The organism is Acinetobacter sp. RF15B (genome assembly GCF_007558235.1).
GTDB classification, from domain to species: Bacteria; Pseudomonadota; Gammaproteobacteria; order Pseudomonadales; family Moraxellaceae; genus Acinetobacter; species Acinetobacter lwoffii_C.
Map to the genome: position 1 here is coordinate 1 of NZ_VLSR01000027.1, position 17,016 is coordinate 17,016.

A 17,016-nucleotide genomic window follows, 5' to 3' on the forward strand; every position below is an offset into this window, starting at 1 on the left:
CTAGGTCGGCTATGTTACGCTTTCTTTGTAGAAAGTCAACCAGTAAATCCGATTATTTTTAAACTCATTCAAGACACCTAAACTCAACACCTTGTGCTAAATCCTTGTTTCCTAACAAGTTTTAATCTTCATCACTACCGATGGATGTGCATTCTACAGCATTTCAGAAGGCTTGCAACACCTATTTTGAATTTTTCTCAAAATAACATCTCAACTGGTTATTTATTCCACAAAAACCCCATTTTCTCTATTTCTTGATTAAAAAAGGCACAGGATTAGCCAGGTTAGCTAATAGTTTTTCTGCCTTATCTTTTTCCTGAAAGCGTAAAGGTCGGCAATCCACATACTCTATATAGCCGCTATCGCCTTTTTCAGTCTGCTCATTTATTTTTACCTGATAATGAAAACTGCCCACATAGCCCGCTGCCATGCCAAATTTAAAATCACCGCGACTTTGACCCTGCACCCAGATCTGGTTTCCCCGATCATCTGCATAGCACCACTCAAACTCTCGTGGCAAATACATCTTTTGTCCATTTGGCGTTTTGACACTCGGGTAGACACGATGCACTTTAAAATAAACCTTTTGGTCAAACAGCCAGGTTTGCATACGATTCAAATCACGTAGATAGATTCTCGACTGTACAATCTGATTCAGGCTATTACGGATCTGAGCCAGCAATAGCTGCCGATTATTACTTAGATTAATCATCTGATAGCTAAAAAAAGCCAGAGGAAGATAAGGAAAATTAAAACTGCGGGCGTATTCAAAACTTCCGAGACTTTCAATTGTATATTTCTGATCTTTATAGGTCACAGTACCCTGACAATGACACACTAATGACCAATGATCTGCCAGTGAAAATCGCATCTGGGTAAAGTGGGACACCAGATCAGTGGTATGAATGCTGAGATCAAAACTCAGTTCGGCATCAGAGCGTTGGAGTTGAAAGTGTGGAAAGTATCCGGTCAACTTTTCCCGATCCAAAAATTGAAACATGCCCGATGAAAATTTACAGTCCTGTTGAATTGAATAGCTCTGTAACTGTCCCACCATGTGAGGACTTGAACTGCAAATGACTGTCGCAGTATCTAGCGCAGTGGTCTGGATCGCACTGGGATTCGCCAGCATCGGTGCATTGGGCTGTCCGATAATGCTGAGAAAACTGAGATAATGCAGGGGGGCGGGTAGACCAGGAATTATCAATCCCTGATGAATGATTTTGTATCTTGAGGTTGGGCCATGATAAGCCAGATGCTTCGACGAAACAGTCGGAGTCTGATTCAGCTGTTTCGAACGATCTAAAAAATCTTGAAGAAACTGCATATCAGACTCCTTAATCTTTTTATAATACGTGCTGTCTTTTTGCCATGAAAGTGGTAACAAAGCCAGATAAGGCATAAATGATAGAAATCACTAAAATGCCGACCGGAATATTATAAGTCATCGCAGCAAAGATAAAGACGGCGATTGGTAACACAAAGAACGGGACACGTTTACGCTCTACAGTCTTAAATGAATAGTATTTGATATTGGAAATCATCAATAAACCGCTACCAATAATCACTATTGCATTTAATATTTGTATGGATAGCTCTCGGGTATCGAAGATTTCAGGAAAATCCAGCCCGACCCAAACCATTGAAACAATCATGATCGCTGCCAAAGGACTGGCCACACCAATAAAGTAACGTTTATCGACCACACCAATCTGCACATTAAAACGCGCTAAACGAAAAGCCGCACAAGCCGTATAAACAAAACAGGCTGCCAGACCGATGCGACCAAGATCACTCAGTCCCCAGCTATACATTAAAATGGCTGGTGCCACCCCAAAGGCCAGCATATCTGACAGTGAGTCAAACTGTTCACCAAACGGACTTTGCGCGCCGATTGCACGTGCAACACGCCCATCCAGACCATCAAACAAAGCGGCCAGAAAAATGGCATAAATGGCTTGCTGAAACTCGCCATTCATACTGGCAATAATGGAATAAAAGCCTGATAACAACGCAGCGGTTGTTATCAGATTTGGCCACAGATAGATCCCTCGACGTTTAACTTTCTGCCCTTCCTGGGTATGCTCTTCTTCTTCCACCTCGAAGGTAATCCCATCAAAAGGCAAGTCTAATGAAGAATCGCTTTCCGGTTTGCTTGTATTTGTCATATTTGTCGATCCTAACTATGACCATTTTCTGAAAAAATTATTCACCGACCAACCAGCGTACCGCAGCATGGCCGCCATTTTCCTGCATACGTAAATGCGGAAATAACCACTGTAATGCTTCATCTGCATCTTCAGAGAATTTCCAAGGCGGGTTAATGACCAAGAGACCACAACCATTCAGGCCAACTGGAGTATCGTCTGGCCAGACACAGAGTTCGCAAATTAACTGACGGCGAATACCGGTCTTAAACATTTTCTTTTCAAAACGTTCGATCATGGCACGGTCTTTAATTGGATACCAAACCGCTAACACACCTGTCGGCCATTTTTTATAAGCCGCTGCAATCAGTTCAACCAATTGCGGGAAATCTTTACGCTCTTGTTCATAAGGCGGGTCAATCATGACCAGACCGCGTTTTTCCTTAGGGGGAATGACCGCAAGTAATCCTTCATAGGCATCCCGCTCATGCAAGCCTGCGCGTTTGTCAAAAATATTCTGACGAAGCTGCTGAAATACATCACGCTGCATTTCAAAAATAGTGGCTTTATCAATTTCGCGCATGCCTTCCAGAGCAAACCACGGCGAACCCGGATACGCTCCTTTGCCAAAGTTTTCACGCATTTTTTCAACAACTTTTAAATATTGCTGAACCCCTTGCGGTGCATTACGCTTGATTGAATCGTCCAGCTTGACCAGACGATGAATACCGTTTAAGAACTCACCTGATTTTTGTGCCTCAGAGGTCGATAAATCATACTTACCCGCACCACCATGTGTATCTACATAGCGATATGGTTTATCTTTTGCATTCAGTCGAGCCAACAGCTGAAGCAGTAGTACGTGCTTCATGACATCGGCAAAGTTACCCGCGTGGTAATGGTGACGGTAATTCATGTTTCATTATTTCCTCATATCAACAACCATTTTAACATGAAAAATAGTTTCGTTCAGATCGGATTCTTCCCCTAGAATAACTGAACATTTTTTCCCCTTTTCACAGGTTTATTTTATGGATGCTGCTCATTTCCCAAAGTCCTGGTCTATTGACCAAATTCTTGATGATTTGAATCAACAGGGTTTTAGTCTGATCGATCATGCTTATGATGCAAGCTATATTAAACAGTTGATGGCTGAGTGTCGTAGCAATCTGGCTTATTTCCGTGATGCTGCCATTCAAAATGGGGTGGTCAGCAACATTCGTAGTGACCGGATTTTATGGCTGAATGAAAATCTCAGCATTTCTCACCAGCATGTACAAAACCTGCTGGCTTTGGGCCAGATTTTCAACCGGGTCTTTTATTTGGGAATCAAGGAAGTGGAAGCACATTTTTCCTGTTATGAAGCAGGAGAGTTTTATGCCTTACATCGCGATAATCCAAAAGGCAAAAATGGCAGAATGATTTCCGCAGTGTATTATTTGCATGATCAATGGCAAGAGGATTGGGGCGGAGAATTACGCTTGCAGGATAAACACGAGGTATGGCATACCATTCGTCCTGAACCAAATCGTCTTGCCCTGTTTCAGAGTGATATTTTGCATGAGGTTTTAGAGGCCAAACATCAGCGTCTGTCCATTACAGCCTGGCTACGTAGTGATGCGGCCGTGCTTTAAATTTTAAGTTCTGGCCTCATATCAGCATTATTGAGAATTAAGGATGGCATGCATGCGATTAAACAGCCAGCAGATTATTGAACGTCTAGGTGAAACTGACCAGTTGTATTTACAAGGCAATACGCCAGAATTAGCGCTTGAACGTGCCGATCTTCGCTTGCAACTGGTGAGCTTAAGCCAGTTCTATCAGGAACAGGTTCATTTTCTGCAAGAAGCGGTTGTACTGCTCGAACAAGGACGAGTTGAATTTGAGGAGATGCCGCTACGCCTGTATATCAATCTCTCTTTGCATTTGGCCAAGGCGTATATGATTTTCTTTGAACTCACCAAAGAGCCCCGTTATGCCCTGATTACCCAGCAAATCCTAAAACCCATGACCCATTATGAGCATGGTGAGATTTATTTCTTCCTGGCTTATGCCTCTGTCAGTAAAAATGAGCCAGCATTAACCCGGCACTGGTTAAAAAAATACAGCACGAGCTCCGAATTTGATCTGGAATTATTACAGCAGCATCCCGCCTTTGAAGCGTACCGATCCCTAGAATGGTTCGGGAAATTGCTCAAAAGTAAAATGCACTAAACTCGCTTTAACCTGTCTTATGGAAAAAAGCGCCTGATCTCAGGCGCTTTTTCATTGAATCCGAAATAATTTTAAAGCCTGTATCAGGCAAGTTGACGGCGATAAGCATCCATGTGCAACTGCTGGTTGAGTTCATCCACCCAAATCGCCCAGTCATCATCCTGCACCAGATGACTAATTAATAAAGAACGCTGTGATTTATTCCAAAACGGCGCATCATGCAGAGAAATATGTGCAGGCAGTTGATCCGTACGTATATACAATTCGATAGCAGCCGGACTATTGGCCAGGCCGAGTTGTGAAAACAACAACTCTAAAGATGGGGTCCTTCCGAGCATCTCGTCCTCCTTATATTTATCAGAGAAACTGTCATTAATTATAGATCTAACTTATAAGACAATCGAAAAAAAACCTAGTCAATTGACTAGGTTTGTTGTGTCTTTTTGTACGTTATGGGGCTTATTCTGCTGCTTTGTCACTTTCCACATGAAGCAACTGATTTAACTTGTCAATAATGACAATCCATTCATCATCCTGATGCCAGTGTTCACGTAAAAAGGCACTCTGTCCTTCGCTCCAGAATTCGGCATCTGGCAAAGCCACTTTAGCATCTAACTGATGATCTTTAGCAAATTGCTCAATTGAAGCTTCATCTGACGGTAAACCAAGTTGTTCAAAAAGTAGTTCCAGAGTAACCTGTTGTTCCATAAGCATAAACAAACTCCATTATTCAACTTATCAGTAAGTTAGATGATCAGGGTGTTAATATTAAAAACTTTAGTTTGATTTACTACTGGGCAAGCTACAGGAGCCTGAGCCCACGGCTTCAGTATGTAACTGCTCATTTAGCACATCTACCCATATGGCCCAGTCATCATCTTTCTTCCAGTGACTGATTAAAAAGTCATGTTGTGACTTACTCCAAAATGGTGCTTTGTGTAGCGGTACATCCATGCCAATTTGATGGGTATTAATAAATTCATCTATCGCTTCAGGACTGGAATCCAGTCCCAATTGCTCAAAAAAAAGTTCGAAGGTTGAGCGTTGTTCTAACATCTGTATGACCTCCCCCTTTTGAATTATGATCTTGTATCTACCTTAGCCTGCCTATACAACAAACTCAGTTGTCTCTCCTTCACAGGATGTTATTTTTTGTTCAATAAAAAAGGCACCCTAAACAGAGTGCCTTTCTTTTAATTTAATTAAAAAATTACATTATTTAAGCATGTCAGCCACTGCTGCGCGCTCTTCTTCAAGCTCGTTCAGTGTAACGTTGATACGCTCACGGCTGAACTCGTCGATTTCAAGACCTTGAACGATTTTGTATTCACCGTTTTCAGTGGTTACAGGGAAACCGAACATTACACCTTCAGGGATACCGTAAGAACCGTCAGAAGGGATACCCATAGTTACCCATTTGCCGTTAGTGCCAAGCGCCCAGTCACGCATATGGTCGATTGCAGCATTTGCAGCAGAAGCAGCAGAAGACAGACCACGTGCTTCGATGATCGCAGCACCACGTTTACCAACAGTTGGAAGGAATACGTCTTTGTTCCACTCAGCATCGTTGATTTTGTCTTTTAAGCTTTCACCGTTTACATTTGCAAAACGGTAGTCAGCATACATTGTTGGAGAGTGGTTACCCCAAACCGTCATGTTTTCGATGTCAGAAACTGCAACACTCGCTTTTTGAGCAAGTTGAGTCAAGGCACGGTTGTGGTCAAGACGTAACATTGCTGTGAAGTTTTTCGCTGGAAGGTCTGGAGCAGATTTCATAGCGATGTAAGCATTCGTATTCGCAGGGTTACCTACAACCAGAACTTTAACGTCACGGCTTGCAACTTCGTTTAGTGCTTGACCTTGACCAATGAAGATTTCGCCGTTGACTTTAAGCAAGTCAGCACGTTCCATACCAGGACCACGTGGACGAGAACCTACCAACAATGCATAGTCAGCATCTTTGAACGCAACTTTAGGATCATCAGTACCGATCATGCCTGCCAATAATGGGAAAGCACAGTCATCAAGTTCCATCATTACGCCTTTCAGCGCTTGTTGAGCTTTCTCAACAGGAATTTCTAATAATTGAAGAATAACTGGTTGGTCTTTACCCAACATTTCACCGCTAGCGATACGGAATAAAAGGCTGTAACCAATTTGACCAGCAGCGCCAGTAACGGCAACGCGAACAGGTTGCTTCATGTAATTATCTCCAGTTGAGAGGATAGTTAATGCGATTAAATAGCTGTTCTATCTAATCTTAATAATCATAAACGGCAAAGATTGTACTCCAATCCTTGTCCAGATGCATGTAAAAGGGAATGGATTTCAACAAAAGTCTGATAGGAAATATAAATTAAATCGGCAGAAAAGCTCAGTATATACCTTTAATTGTCACCACAGCTGGGCATGTATTCAACAGATTGGCCGGACAAGCCTTATAACTGCCCCTGCTGTTATAACAGACTTTAAGTGAAGTCAGCATACTGTTAGGGCGCGTAGAAACACAGTGAAACCGGATAGCCGTCGACGGCAATTGTGGATTGATTCTCAGAAACTTTCTGCGCAGCGCATCCAGGGCGATTGTCTGGCTTTCCTGCTCAGTCAGCTCCTCAGGTACTTTCAGACGGTCAGCATAATTAATGATGGTCCGAAAGTACTGACTGGCATTCATCGGTACGCAGCCCCCAATACTGCGCCACAAGCCAGCCCGGGTACTTTCATCAGGCATAATTCGTGCTACCACCTTGGCCTGTAAGGGCGAAAGTGTGGCAGAACTGTTGGTATTACACGAGGTACTGGTGGTTTGCGGATAAAGACCCGAAATATTCAACGAATAGCCTTCTAGGCATTTTCTTTTTTTCGAATACTCCGGATACAAATAACACATCGCCGGTACCATTTGCACTTCCATGATATAGCCGGTGGGCTCTGCAAGGGCAAGGGGACTCGTGGCTAAGCCGAGTAGTACCACCCCTCCACCACAAATTCGGGCATCCATTTTTCCTTTTTTGAACACAATTACTTTATCCCTTCAGATATTTTGAATTATTGAGTACTTCGTAAAGGTATCGCATGCATTCTTTTTCCGATCGACTGTGCACCCTGCCCTAATAAAATGCCGTAATACGTCGCATTCGTCATAACATGTTTCACATAATCTCGTGTTTCAAGCAAAGGAATAGACTCCGTATATTGGTCTGCTGCAATACTCTGAAATTCCGGCTGCCAGCGGCGTGCGCGGTTTGGACCGGCATTATAGCCTGCGGTTGCCAGCACTGGACTTTGGCTTAATTGACGCTGAATTGTTGATAAATAGAAGGTTCCATAACGGATATTGGTATTCATATCGGTTAACGCAGCCGGATTATACGCTTCTCCCATTTGGCGCGCGACCAGCTTGGCCGTATCCGGCATGATCTGCATTAAGCCGCCTGCCCCGACATGGGAGCGTGCAACTGTATTGAAACGACTTTCCTGACGCATCAGGCCATAAGCCCAGGCTGGATCCAGACTCACTGTACGACTATGGCTCACCACATAGTTCTGGTACGGCATTGGATAGCGATAGGTATAATTATGCTTCTTGACAGTACGATCAGCAGCATAAATGGCACGATCATGCCACCCCATGTCATGCGCACGTTTTGCTGCGGCCAAAAGCAGGTCATCATCATGCTTGAGATAAGCCTGGCGCACTGCCCAGTTCCATTCACGGTTAATATAATTTGCTGGTGCATCAATATCGCGCAAGGCAAAAGCACGACGGAAATGCACATCCTGATTTAAGCGCTGCATGGCCTGATTCGACGGTTGGGTAGCGTTTGGCGCGCCTGCTACGACTTGCCCCAAACGATCCCGTGCCAGCAAATTATGATAGTCCTCACCATTGGCCAGTTTCCGGTAAATATTTTCTGCTGTCTTTTTCGATGCGCGGTCTGAACGCTGCTCGCTGGCACGCGCCAGCCAGTATTGCCAGCGGTCTTCCTGTTTCTGGTTCACGTTCATGGCATCAATCGCACGAATCAGACTCTCCCAAGCGCCAAAACGAATCGACTGACGGGCATAGATTTCAGCTTCTTCGGAGCTAAATGGCAACCCATAACTGGCATCCAGCGCATTCAGCACTTCACGGTTATAGTTATTTTTCATGACAGTCGTGCCGCCGATATAACCTACTGTCCGAAACAGGGCTTTTTGTACTTCTGCTGGAGTTCCTTCAGCAGTCCGCTTAACTATTGATAAGGCCGAATTCAGATCAGTATCTGCCAAGCGACCTAAGGCATATACCAGATAAGCATGGTCAACAGTCGTACTTTTTGGTGCCGACCATAAATAAGCGGTTGGATTGGCCTGAATGCTATTTAGCTGGGCCAGAGACAGATTCAGACCTAAATTTTGCGCCGTCGCGATGGCTTGTCTAGACTGACCGGCACGCAACTGCACCCATAGACGCTGCTGACGGTCTTCCGTAGTCATAAGTGGACTGGATAACATCATGCGACCCAAGCCATTGCATGAATCTGGCTGGGAATTTGTTGTCAGCCAAACATCCTTAAATTCGGCATAGACCAAGGGATCACCACTTTTGGCACGCACTTGTGCGATTGCACAGGCTTCAGCCCGGTCAGCATTGGTCACATATTGTAAAACCGGTTGGGCTGCAGCAAAGTCAGCCATTTTAACTTTTTCTTCGACATAATCGGCTGCCAGCTTTTCAGCCATGGCGGAGTGTGGATAGCGCTGTACAAAGTTGATGATCTGGTTGGCCGGCTGCAAGGCAAGATTCTGGTTCAGAATCCAGTATTCCGGATAGTAGCCCAGCACGTCATTTTGCATAGCAAGTCGATATTGTTGTAATAGCTGAGTATTTCCTGCATTTGCAGCACGTAAGGCATCATTAAACTGTGCTTCGGCAGCATGGGTATTTGCCGCATAGATACAGGCGAAACTTAAGGTCATTAACTTATAGTATTTGCGTATGTTTTGAGTACCTTTTAACATCCAGCTGCCTTCTATCATCAATTTTGTGCCAAGCATATGCTGCTTATCATAAGAGCTTGCTAGCAGATTATAACCAATTGTATTGTTCAGTTATGTAACCTAATAATTCAGCAGTTTTAATCTTCAGATTATTTTTGTCTGTAAATGAATATTTTTCCACCCCTAATTTAGGCTATAAGTTTAAGCCACTTTCCTGCTAAAATACGCGCCATTTAAAGATTTCAATCTGTGAACTGAATCCTTCTTGAGCTGCGTGTTCATCAACTGCCAGTTCATTCACATTCGAGCTATTATTTTGTAGGAGCCTTCATGACGGTTCAAACCTTCATTCCGAATAGTGCCCCAGCTGCCTCAGAAAACACTGTTACCCAGCCAGCGCACACCCTAGCCAGCGATCCTTCAGTCAAAAAGCTGTATATCGAAACGCAAGGGTGTCAGATGAATGAGTATGACAGTCATCGTATGGCAGACCTGCTGGGCGACTCACATGGTTATGTCCTGACCAGCAATCCCAAAGAAGCCGATGTACTGCTTATGAACACCTGCTCAATCCGTGAAAAGGCACAGGAAAAAGTCTTTTCTGAACTGGGCCGCTGGCGCAAGCTCAAAGAACAGAATCCTGATCTGATTATCGGGGTTGGTGGTTGCGTGGCCTCTCAGGAAGGCGACAATATTCAAAAACGTGCCAATTATGTGGATATGATTTTTGGTCCACAAACCCTGCACCGTTTACCGCAAATGCTCGATCAGCATTTTGAACAGGTCGAAAAACCTAAAAAAGAAAAAATCAAACTGGTGGACATTTCCTTTCCCGATATTGAAAAATTCGACTTCCTGCCTGAACCGCGTGTGGAAGGCTATAAGGCCTTTGTGTCGATTATGGAAGGCTGTTCAAAATATTGCTCATTCTGTGTCGTACCTTATACGCGTGGTGAAGAAGTTTCTCGCCCGCTGGATGATGTGCTAGCAGAAATTGCAGGTCTGGCTGAAAAAGGCGTACGTGAGATTTCTCTGCTCGGTCAAAACGTCAATGGCTACCGTGGGGAAACTTTTGACGGCAACATCTGTACCTTTGCCGACTTGTTACGTTTAGTTGCAGAAATTCCGGGTATTGGCCGCATCCGTTATACCACTTCGCATCCACTGGAATTCAATGATGATCTGATCCAGTGCTATCGCGATCTGCCACAGATGGTGTCACACCTGCATTTGCCGGTCCAAAGCGGCTCCAATGATGTTCTGCAAGCGATGAAGCGCAACCACACCATTGATGTCTATATCGAAAAGATTGCCAAGCTGCGTAAAGTCCGTCCCGATATGCACCTGTCGTCAGACTTTATCATTGGCTTCCCGGGTGAAACTGATGAAAACTTTGCAGAAACCTATCAGTTTATCCAAGACCTGGACTTTGATCACTCTTATAGCTTTATTTATTCAAAACGCCCTGGTACACCGGCGGCAGAGCTTGAAGACACCACACCTGAAGCTGTAAAAAAAGAACGCCTGGCTAAAGTTCAGCAATGGATTAAACATTCAAGTATTGAGAAAACTGATGCCATGCTCGGCAGCATTCAGCGTGTGCTGATTGAGAAAGTATCCGATAAAGATCCAAACCTGCTTATAGGCACGGCTGATAATACCCGTTTGGTCTCATTTATTGGCGATCCAGCTTGGGTTGGACGTTTTGCCGAAATTGAAATTACCGAAATTAAAACTTTAAATTTTGTTTACGGTGAACTCTTGAATCTTGAGCCTGACGTGGCGTAATGTAGGGTATATACCGACACTTGTATAAGGAACACTCTTGACTGCAACGATTCGACGTACAGTAGCTTTCCCTGGAATTTCAATTGACCGTTTACAAGCCGTTTTGGGCACTTATAACGGTCATTTGAAGCAAATTGAACAACGTTTAGATGTCAAAATTTCCCATCGAGGTGAAAGTTTCTTTATCGATGGTGGAATCGATGCTGTGGAAAGAGCGGAAACGCTCTTACAGCGCCTGCACGAAGAATCTGAACATAGCCAGCAAATCAGTGCCGACACCCTGCATATGATGATTCAAGGCAGTCAGACTGACCGCGAGCTTCAGGAAGATATTGAAGATCAGGAACATACTGGTCTGGATGCCGTTTGGTTACAAACCCGTAAAGGACGCATTAATCCGCGTGGTGCCAACCAGAAGCGCTATGTTCAGCGCATTTTGCAAAGTGATATTTCGTTTGGTATTGGCCCTGCCGGTACGGGTAAAACCTATCTTGCAGTAGCAGCTGCTGTCGACATGCTGGAACGTAATGAAATCCAGCGTATTCTACTGGTGCGTCCCGCGGTTGAAGCCGGTGAAAAACTCGGCTTTTTGCCAGGTGACTTGAGCCAAAAAATTGATCCCTACCTGCGTCCTCTTTACGATGCCCTGTATGAAATGCTGGGCTTTGAAAAAGTGGCCAAGCTGATTGAACGTCAAATTATCGAAGTGGCACCGCTGGCTTATATGCGTGGTCGGACTTTAAACCACTCCTTTGTCATTTTAGATGAAGCACAAAACACCACACCAGAACAGATGAAAATGTTCCTGACCCGTTTGGGTTTTGGTTCGCGTGCGGTTATCACCGGTGACATCACGCAGGTGGATTTACCGCGTGGTCAACAATCTGGGTTGGCGCATGCCTTACGTGTCATTGACAAGATCAAAGAAATTCATATTACTCGCTTCCACTCACGCGACGTGGTACGTCATCAATTGGTGCAGAAAATTGTTGAAGCCTATGAAGGCTGGGATAGCGAACAGCAACGTCTAACGGCAGAACAGCGTGCGGAACGCAAAGCCCGTCAAGAAGCTTTAGTTGCGGACAATGATGCAAAAGCGGATGAGCAGCATCAAGACTAAATCATTTAAGGATTCATTTTGAAACTCAATCTTTCCTTGCAGCAAAACTTTCAGTCACCTGAGCTGGTGCTGAAACGTGCCTATATTAAAAAAGTCGCAGAAACTGTGTTACGCCATATCGGCACCCAAAGTGATTGCGAAATGGGGATTGCCTGTGTCGATCATGATGAAAGTCATAAGCTCAACCTGGAATATCGTGGCAAAGATAAACCGACCAATGTCTTGTCCTTTCCCAGTGATATTCCAGATGAAATGGCACAATTTCTGGATGCCTTTCCGATTGGCGATCTGGTAATTTGTATTCCAGTGGTCTTACAGGAAGCTACTGAGCAAGACAAAGCCCCTCTGACGCATTTCACCCATATGCTGGTGCATGGCATATTACATTTAATGGGTTATGATCACGAAACTTCAGATGAAGATGCCGAAGAAATGGAAGGTATTGAAATCGACATTCTGGCTAAACTTGGTATTGACAATCCTTATCTGGAACAAAATTAAGATTTCACTATTAAGAAAGCGGGCTTAGGCTCGCTTTTTTATGTCTGTAAATAGCAATCAAATCAATGCTACTTAATTCAACCAAAGCTATAAAATACAGCTCATAACCATAAAGATGCTTAGCTAAAGTTCAGGATAAAAATGAAAAAGATTCTTTTGCTATTGCTACTCGTGGGCACTTCCCTTCTATCTTCAACGCTTTATGCAAGTTCAAAGACGGTATGTAAAGAAACCCAATTTCAAAAGGCAGATGAAGTCTGGACAGGTCATTATTATTTAAATGGCGTCATGGAGACAGGCTCTGAAATGCTGTTATTGCCTGAAGGAAATTTAAATGGTATCTGGCTTATGGAGCCCTAGAGCAATATGCTGAAGGTAGATGGTGGAAAAATGGCAACTGCATCGGTTTAAAACCTGAGCGTAAATAAAAAAAGCATCTGAGGATTTTTCCAAAGCATCTGAAAATTGAAGGCAAATTTTTAAATGTGATTTGGAACAGTTCTGGAGAACACGGTTATTATCATCGTGTGGAAGAATAATTTCAGCATTTTGAAAGTTTAACTGAAGGAATAACTGAGATTGCACTTTCCTACTGGAGCAGCCTGCAGGATATTCATGCCTGGCATCAGGACGCTGAACACCAGGCCGTGCAACACTTCGGTAAAGATAACTGGTATCGCTATTTCAGCATGGATGTCTGCAAGGCACTATGCCATTATGAAACAACGCCGGATTAACGTACTTCAAATTCTGCCTCTGCCGGATCAAAGCGCCAGGTTCGGATAATGCGCAGTTCAGAAATATCTTTCATCTTGCTGTCAAAAGCCCCAAAAGGTGCAGCCTTACGCACTGAGGCTTTGGCTGCTTCATCCAGCAAATGATGTCCCGAACTGTCAATCAGGCGAATTGCCCGAATTCCACCGTTCTGGTTTAAAATGACCATCAGGCGCACTTCACCAGCCAGATTTTGCTGTCGGGCCGCATCCGGATAATAGCGGTTACCATAAAACTCCACTTTTTGACGGAATTTTTCCAGATAAGCCGCTGACACATCCTGCTTGGCCTGAATACCATCCACCGTTTTAATCTTTTGCTGACGACTAAAGTTTTGCTGTCGCTGTAAATATTGCGCTTCCAGACTTGCGACCATGGCGGCTTTGGCTTGGAACTGGCTATTGAGCTGTTCCTGCATTTTCTTCCGCTGATTTTCTTCCGCCTGTTTTTGCCAGCTTAAAGTAGTCATCAGGACTTTTTCTTCAAAACTCAGCTCACGCTGCTGTTGCAGCATATCCGGGCTGTCCTGCTGCTCTTCCCCGGCCTTTTGTTCCGCAAAAGGCGATGGCTGATCGCTCGACATACGATGTACTTCGCGAAACTTGCCTGAACCCTGCTGATCTGTCTGCCCCAGAAAATCTGCCTGCTCAACTTTATTTTCACTTTGACGCAGGCTCACGGCAATTTCCTTGGTCGAGGTTTTCTCATCCTGCGGCATTGCAAATTCCAGAGTCAGCACCACCAGATGCAAGACCACTGCTGCCAGCACGGCACTGCTAAAAACCGGATCTTTCCACCAGACTTTAACCAGAGGCATTAATATCATGATTCATCACATTTGCCGAACTCAAGCCGAGTTCATTCCCCAAAAAAAATATTCACAGCGCCATTTAAGCAAAATGACATCACATTTTATTTTTAAAAATGCCAATTGCATCAAACCATTAACGCTACATAACCAAAACCCTAAAAATGGTGCAATTTATTTTGCTAAACTTCAAGCGTGAACTCTTGTATTTTTTATATAATTCGACAAGATAACTTCCGAATCAAAAAATATAACCGCCAGGATGCTTCAGTATGCAAACGCTTATTTCCAATATTTCTCAACGACTCCGTCAAGCCTATCAAAAGGCCGAGGGATTTATTGAGGATGAGCGTGAATTTCCATTATCACAAGTTTTCCTGAATGCCACCTTCCAGCGCTTTGTCACCGACAACGTTGCTGCTCTTAAAGATCTGCATGCCGATTTGCATGATGACTGGTTACGCCTGTATGCCACACTGGACTACAAGGGACTAGTAGTGACTTTATCAGTAGACCTGAAACTGGTGCAGATGGAGCTAAATAAAACAACACAACTGATTGTATTTGAACAGATCAGTGATACCCAACTGATTGATGCCAAATATCCAAATATTTTCTATAAATTTGGGGTTCGCTTTGCACTGTTTTTCTATCAGCGTGTTTTAAACAAAGATCCGCTCGGCATGATTCTGGAAAAATTAGGCGTAATTAAAGTAATCGATGACTTATTGTATTTAGATCTGAATCGCTGGCTAGGCAAGAACCGCTCTGTAATTGACACCCTGGCCAAAGTTCATGTCAATCATGCCGTATTACGTGAAGCGGAACTGGTGGTCATTGGCAACGTTAACCTCACTGCCCTGTTCAGCAAGCTTTCTCAAGCAAGAAGTAATGACATGGATAATGACGAGGTGGATGACGATAAAGTGACGCCCATCAGACAAAAAGATCCTGCTTAAAATAAAAAGCATGTTATTTTTTTATCCAAAATCGAAAAAGACTACATGAAATATACAGTTTTGAGGCGCATCTCCCTTCAATTTCCATATTTCACCCAAATAATAAAGCGTAAACTTAACAATAGATGCGCTGTTTAAATAACACAGGAAACTTAGGTATGGCAAAAACGGTATTCAAGACTTTAGGAATAACTGCAGGTTTAAGCACTGTACTGTTATTCACTGGAATGAACCAGGCTTTTGCTATTGCGCCCTTTCAGGCCAGTTATCAATTTAATTATAATGGCAAAAATCTGGGTTCTGCGACTCGCACCCTCAGCAAATCTGGCAACAACTGGACTTATGTCTTTGCCGCCAAAGCCGGAGGAATTGCGTCTGCTACAGAAACCAGCCGTTTTTCCTTTAATAATGGCAAGATTGGTTCAAGCAGTTTCAAGCGTAACAGTAAAATTCTAGTACATAACAACACCTTGACTATGAATTTCAACCCTTCCAGTAAAACAGTTCAGACTCAGAAAGACGATGAAAAGCGCTCTTTTGCCTGGAAAGCAGATGTACTGGATGAACTGAATGCCGAGTTGCAGATTCGTGAGGATTTGAAAGGATCAGGTTTAAAATCCAACTATTATATTGCGGATGCTAAAGAAATCGAGCCTCGCAAATTTGTCAAACAGGGTACAGAAAATATTACGACTAAATACGGCACTTTTAATACTGTCAAGGTGGTGATGAAACACAGCAAGGCAGGTCGTGAAACTATTTTCTGGCTTGCCCCTAAACTTGACTATCTTCCAGTCAAAGTGACGCACGTTGACAAGAAAACCTCCTATGGTTTACTCCTCACCGACTATAAAGGGGCAAGCAACTAAGGTTTTTGTTGAATTTAGCTTGATTTTTTCCGGGTGCTTTTTACAATACGCTTTTGCTTGAAAAAGCACCTGCTTTTGAGGATTCTCCCCGTGCATGCACTAGAACAGAAAATCTTGGCTGAAGGTATCGTTCTGTCTGAAGAAGTTCTGAAAGTTGATTCTTTCTTAAATCACCAAATCGATCCTGTAATGATGCAGCAAATTGGTCAAGAATTTGCGCGTCTGTTTAAAGATAGCGGTATTACCAAAATTATTACTATTGAAGCCTCGGGTATTGCCCCTGCTGTAATGGCAGGTTTGGAACTGGGTGTTCCCGTGATTTTTGCACGTAAATATCAGTCTTTAACGCTAAAAGAGGATTTATATCGTTCTAAGGTATTCTCGTTTACCAAGCAGACTGAAAGTACGATTGCCATTTCTAACAAGCACATCAGCTCAACCGATAAAGTTCTGGTCATTGATGACTTTCTGGCAAATGGTCAGGCTGCGCTAGGTCTGGCTGACCTGATTCATCAAGCGAAGGCTGAAGTTGTCGGTATTGGTATTGTGATTGAAAAATCCTTCCAGCCAGGCCGTGAACTGTTACTTGAAAAAGGCTATCGTGTTGAATCATTGGCACGTGTAAAGTCGCTGACCAATGGTACGGTTAATTTCGTACGTGACTAAGTCCTAGCATTTCATTTAAAAGCGCCAGATCTGGCGCTTTTTTTAAACATTTTTATAGTCCTTAGATTAGCATTTGAAGTGCAACACCATGTTGTTGCCATAATACCTGACTCGGACTTTTAAAGCCGAGTCTTTTTCTTGGACGATGATTCAAGCGTTGAGTAATTTCTGCAATATAGGCATCCGT

18 protein-coding genes and 1 pseudogene are annotated in these 17,016 nt (G+C 43.6%); 9 read left to right on the forward strand and 10 right to left on the reverse strand.

Annotated elements, in window-relative coordinates; translation table 11 throughout:
* Positions 1 to 247 precede the first annotated feature (247 nt).
* From E2K74_RS13515 to E2K74_RS13525, 3 genes are read right to left on the reverse strand one after another with little or no spacing between them, the layout of a single operon-like run.
* The gene (locus E2K74_RS13515; RefSeq protein ID WP_151205351.1) at positions 248 to 1,327 is read right to left on the reverse strand and encodes a DUF6670 family protein; all 1,080 of its coding nucleotides are present in this window, start codon (positions 1,325 to 1,327) and stop codon (positions 248 to 250) included.
* 19 nt (positions 1,328 to 1,346) lie between these two features.
* The gene (pssA, locus tag E2K74_RS13520; RefSeq protein WP_151205352.1) at positions 1,347 to 2,168 is read right to left on the reverse strand and encodes a CDP-diacylglycerol--serine O-phosphatidyltransferase; all 822 of its coding nucleotides are present in this window, start codon (positions 2,166 to 2,168) and stop codon (positions 1,347 to 1,349) included.
* A 37-nt stretch (positions 2,169 to 2,205) separates the two neighbouring features.
* Positions 2,206 to 3,063 (reverse strand): 23S rRNA (adenine(2030)-N(6))-methyltransferase RlmJ, encoded by an 858-nt coding sequence (locus E2K74_RS13525; RefSeq protein WP_151205353.1) that lies wholly within the window; start codon positions 3,061 to 3,063, stop codon positions 2,206 to 2,208.
* A gap of 115 nt (positions 3,064 to 3,178) precedes the next feature.
* Here E2K74_RS13525 and E2K74_RS13530 point away from each other — a divergent pair, with 115 nt between their 5' ends.
* Together E2K74_RS13530 and E2K74_RS13535 are read left to right on the forward strand one after the other, a co-directional pair.
* Positions 3,179 to 3,781: a 2OG-Fe(II) oxygenase gene (locus E2K74_RS13530; protein WP_151205354.1), complete on the forward strand. Its 603-nt coding sequence runs from the start codon at positions 3,179 to 3,181 to the stop codon at positions 3,779 to 3,781.
* Between the two features lie 52 nt (positions 3,782 to 3,833).
* Positions 3,834 to 4,361: a hypothetical protein gene (locus E2K74_RS13535; protein ID WP_151208143.1), complete on the forward strand. Its 528-nt coding sequence runs from the start codon at positions 3,834 to 3,836 to the stop codon at positions 4,359 to 4,361.
* A gap of 83 nt (positions 4,362 to 4,444) precedes the next feature.
* Here E2K74_RS13535 and E2K74_RS13540 read toward each other — a convergent pair whose 3' ends face one another.
* The 6 genes from E2K74_RS13540 to E2K74_RS13565 form a co-directional block, all read right to left on the reverse strand.
* Positions 4,445 to 4,699 (reverse strand): DUF2789 family protein, encoded by a 255-nt coding sequence (locus E2K74_RS13540; RefSeq protein WP_151208144.1) that lies wholly within the window; start codon positions 4,697 to 4,699, stop codon positions 4,445 to 4,447.
* Between the two features lie 121 nt (positions 4,700 to 4,820).
* A complete protein-coding gene (locus E2K74_RS13545) occupies positions 4,821 to 5,075 on the reverse strand; it encodes a DUF2789 family protein (protein WP_151205357.1) in 255 nt (84 codons plus the stop codon).
* Positions 5,076 to 5,138: 63 nt separating this feature from the next.
* The gene (locus E2K74_RS13550; RefSeq protein WP_151208145.1) at positions 5,139 to 5,417 is read right to left on the reverse strand and encodes a DUF2789 family protein; all 279 of its coding nucleotides are present in this window, start codon (positions 5,415 to 5,417) and stop codon (positions 5,139 to 5,141) included.
* 159 nt (positions 5,418 to 5,576) lie between these two features.
* Positions 5,577 to 6,563 carry a malate dehydrogenase gene (locus E2K74_RS13555; RefSeq protein WP_151208146.1) on the reverse strand — a complete coding sequence of 329 codons (987 nt, stop codon included), beginning with the start codon at positions 6,561 to 6,563 and terminating at the stop codon, positions 5,577 to 5,579.
* A gap of 172 nt (positions 6,564 to 6,735) precedes the next feature.
* Positions 6,736 to 7,362, reverse strand: coding sequence for a ribonuclease I (locus E2K74_RS13560; protein WP_151205361.1), 627 nt, complete (start codon positions 7,360 to 7,362; stop codon positions 6,736 to 6,738).
* A gap of 47 nt (positions 7,363 to 7,409) precedes the next feature.
* Complete coding sequence (locus tag E2K74_RS13565; protein WP_413773049.1) at positions 7,410 to 9,323, reverse strand: transglycosylase SLT domain-containing protein; 1,914 nt, start codon at positions 9,321 to 9,323, stop codon at positions 7,410 to 7,412.
* 351 nt (positions 9,324 to 9,674) lie between these two features.
* Between E2K74_RS13565 and miaB the strand changes: the two genes are divergently transcribed.
* From miaB to E2K74_RS13585, 4 genes and pseudogenes are all read left to right on the forward strand, one after another.
* Positions 9,675 to 11,132: a tRNA (N6-isopentenyl adenosine(37)-C2)-methylthiotransferase MiaB gene (miaB, locus tag E2K74_RS13570; RefSeq protein WP_151208147.1), complete on the forward strand. Its 1,458-nt coding sequence runs from the start codon at positions 9,675 to 9,677 to the stop codon at positions 11,130 to 11,132.
* A gap of 37 nt (positions 11,133 to 11,169) precedes the next feature.
* Positions 11,170 to 12,252 (forward strand): PhoH family protein, encoded by a 1,083-nt coding sequence (locus tag E2K74_RS13575; RefSeq protein WP_151204930.1) that lies wholly within the window; start codon positions 11,170 to 11,172, stop codon positions 12,250 to 12,252.
* A gap of 18 nt (positions 12,253 to 12,270) precedes the next feature.
* Positions 12,271 to 12,753, forward strand: coding sequence for an rRNA maturation RNase YbeY (gene ybeY, locus E2K74_RS13580; RefSeq protein WP_151208148.1), 483 nt, complete (start codon positions 12,271 to 12,273; stop codon positions 12,751 to 12,753).
* Positions 12,754 to 12,894: 141 nt separating this feature from the next.
* Positions 12,895 to 13,292, forward strand: a pseudogene (locus E2K74_RS13585) (hypothetical protein).
* Positions 13,293 to 13,486: 194 nt separating this feature from the next.
* Here E2K74_RS13585 and E2K74_RS13595 read toward each other — a convergent pair.
* Entirely contained in the window at positions 13,487 to 14,344 is an 858-nt protein-coding gene (locus E2K74_RS13595; protein ID WP_171478839.1) for an energy transducer TonB, read from the reverse strand.
* A 263-nt stretch (positions 14,345 to 14,607) separates the two neighbouring features.
* On the opposite strand from E2K74_RS13595, the gene E2K74_RS13600 reads away from it, so the two are divergent.
* The 3 genes from E2K74_RS13600 to E2K74_RS13610 all read left to right on the forward strand — a co-directional run bounded on the left by E2K74_RS13600 (position 14,608) and on the right by E2K74_RS13610 (position 16,829).
* The gene (locus tag E2K74_RS13600; protein ID WP_151208149.1) at positions 14,608 to 15,294 is read left to right on the forward strand and encodes a hypothetical protein; all 687 of its coding nucleotides are present in this window, start codon (positions 14,608 to 14,610) and stop codon (positions 15,292 to 15,294) included.
* Between the two features lie 158 nt (positions 15,295 to 15,452).
* Positions 15,453 to 16,163 (forward strand): DUF3108 domain-containing protein, encoded by a 711-nt coding sequence (locus E2K74_RS13605; RefSeq protein WP_151208150.1) that lies wholly within the window; start codon positions 15,453 to 15,455, stop codon positions 16,161 to 16,163.
* 90 nt (positions 16,164 to 16,253) lie between these two features.
* Positions 16,254 to 16,829 carry a xanthine phosphoribosyltransferase gene (locus tag E2K74_RS13610; RefSeq protein ID WP_151204924.1) on the forward strand — a complete coding sequence of 192 codons (576 nt, stop codon included), beginning with the start codon at positions 16,254 to 16,256 and terminating at the stop codon, positions 16,827 to 16,829.
* The last annotated feature ends 187 nt before the right edge of the window (positions 16,830 to 17,016 follow it).

Coding starts and splice junctions, on each gene's coding strand:
- E2K74_RS13515 (WP_151205351.1), bottom strand. CDS start 1,327: ATGCAGTTTCTTCAAGATTTTTTAGATCGTTCGAAACAGCTGAATCAG.
- pssA (WP_151205352.1), bottom strand. CDS start 2,168: ATGACAAATACAAGCAAACCGGAAAGCGATTCTTCATTAGACTTGCCT.
- E2K74_RS13525 (WP_151205353.1), bottom strand. CDS start 3,063: ATGAATTACCGTCACCATTACCACGCGGGTAACTTTGCCGATGTCATG.
- E2K74_RS13530 (WP_151205354.1), top strand. CDS start 3,179: ATGGATGCTGCTCATTTCCCAAAGTCCTGGTCTATTGACCAAATTCTT.
- E2K74_RS13535 (WP_151208143.1), top strand. CDS start 3,834: ATGCGATTAAACAGCCAGCAGATTATTGAACGTCTAGGTGAAACTGAC.
- E2K74_RS13540 (WP_151208144.1), bottom strand. CDS start 4,699: ATGCTCGGAAGGACCCCATCTTTAGAGTTGTTGTTTTCACAACTCGGC.
- E2K74_RS13545 (WP_151205357.1), bottom strand. CDS start 5,075: ATGCTTATGGAACAACAGGTTACTCTGGAACTACTTTTTGAACAACTT.
- E2K74_RS13550 (WP_151208145.1), bottom strand. CDS start 5,417: ATGTTAGAACAACGCTCAACCTTCGAACTTTTTTTTGAGCAATTGGGA.
- E2K74_RS13555 (WP_151208146.1), bottom strand. CDS start 6,563: ATGAAGCAACCTGTTCGCGTTGCCGTTACTGGCGCTGCTGGTCAAATT.
- E2K74_RS13560 (WP_151205361.1), bottom strand. CDS start 7,362: ATGGATGCCCGAATTTGTGGTGGAGGGGTGGTACTACTCGGCTTAGCC.
- E2K74_RS13565 (WP_413773049.1), bottom strand. CDS start 9,323: ATGACCTTAAGTTTCGCCTGTATCTATGCGGCAAATACCCATGCTGCC.
- miaB (WP_151208147.1), top strand. CDS start 9,675: ATGACGGTTCAAACCTTCATTCCGAATAGTGCCCCAGCTGCCTCAGAA.
- E2K74_RS13595 (WP_171478839.1), bottom strand. CDS start 14,344: ATGCCTCTGGTTAAAGTCTGGTGGAAAGATCCGGTTTTTAGCAGTGCC.
- E2K74_RS13600 (WP_151208149.1), top strand. CDS start 14,608: ATGCAAACGCTTATTTCCAATATTTCTCAACGACTCCGTCAAGCCTAT.
- E2K74_RS13605 (WP_151208150.1), top strand. CDS start 15,453: ATGGCAAAAACGGTATTCAAGACTTTAGGAATAACTGCAGGTTTAAGC.